Consider the following 1103-nt stretch of genomic DNA (forward strand, 5'->3'; position numbering starts at 1 on the left):
GTGTCGGCGGCCACGTCGTCGGACAGCTACCCGAAGCTCATCGCCGCCATGGTCTGCCTGTTCGTCGGCAGCTTCGGCTTCCTCCTGATGATGAAGTGGGTCACCGGGACAGGGGTGCGACGACCGCAGGGCGAGGTCGCGACGAAGTGACCCGCACCCTCGCCCTGCCGCACCTCTCCGACCTCACCGACGACGAGCTGGCGCAGGCCTACGCGCCGCTGGGGGAGCCGTGGCTGCGGGTCAACTTCGTCAGCACGGTCGACGGTGCCGCCCAGGGCGGCGACGGGCTCAGCGGGAGCATCAACAACGCGGCCGACAAGCGGGTCTTCGACACCCTGCGGCGCCTGGCCGACTGCCTGGTCGTGGGGGCGGGGACGCTGCGCGCGGAGGAGTACGCCGTCCCGAGGATCCCGCTCGTCGTCGTCAGCCGCTCCGGGGAGGTGCCCGACAACCTGCGCGGGGCCCCCGAGGGTCGGATCCTGATGGCCACCACCGCCTCCGCCGCCGGACTGGCGCGGTCACGGTCGTTGCTGGGGGAGGAGCAGGTGCTGGTGCTCGGCGAGGATGCCGTCGACCTCGTGGAGCTGAAGTCCCGGCTGGCCGCGCGGGGCTGGGTGGACCAGCTCTGCGAGGGCGGGCCGGCGCTCTTCGCCGCGGCGCTGGAGGCCGGCGTGGTCGACGAGCTCTGCCTCACTCTCGTGCCCCGGCTGCTCGGGGGCGACCTCACGCGGATCACCGCGGGCGCCGACCTCGACGTCGCGCTGCGGCCGCACCAGCTGCTGGAGGAGGACGGGACGCTGCTGGGCCGCTGGCTGGTCGCCAGCGGCCGCAGCTAGGTCGGGGCGTCTGGCCCGGGGGCGTCTGAGCCCCAGGCGTCTGAGCCCCAGGGCGTCTCAGCCCAGGGCGTCTCAGCCCAGGGCGGCCAGGATCGTCTTGGTGAAGGCGGGGATGTCGTCGGGGTTGCGCGAGGTGATCAGGTTGCCGTCCTCGACGACCTCCTCGTCGACCCACTCGCCGCCGGCGTTGCGGATGTCGGTCTGGAGGCTGGGCCACGACGTGACCCGCTTGCCGGACAGGACGCCGGCCTCGACGAGGGTCCACGG

At 73.3% G+C, this 1103-nt stretch carries 2 protein-coding genes; one reads left to right on the plus strand and one right to left on the minus strand.

Translation table 11 applies throughout. From position 1 onward, the window contains the following. Positions 1 to 146: 146 nt before the first annotated feature. Entirely contained in the window at positions 147 to 836 is a 690-nt protein-coding gene (locus ACXJKL_RS21400; protein WP_457209004.1) for a dihydrofolate reductase family protein, read from the plus strand. 72 nt (positions 837 to 908) lie between these two features. On the opposite strand, the gene ACXJKL_RS21405 is transcribed toward ACXJKL_RS21400, so the two are convergent. Then, positions 909 to 1103: DJ-1/PfpI family protein (locus ACXJKL_RS21405; protein ID WP_457209005.1), on the minus strand; the 195-nt coding region annotated here is incomplete at its 5' end.

The organism is Nocardioides sp. P5_C9_2 (genome assembly GCF_054049555.1).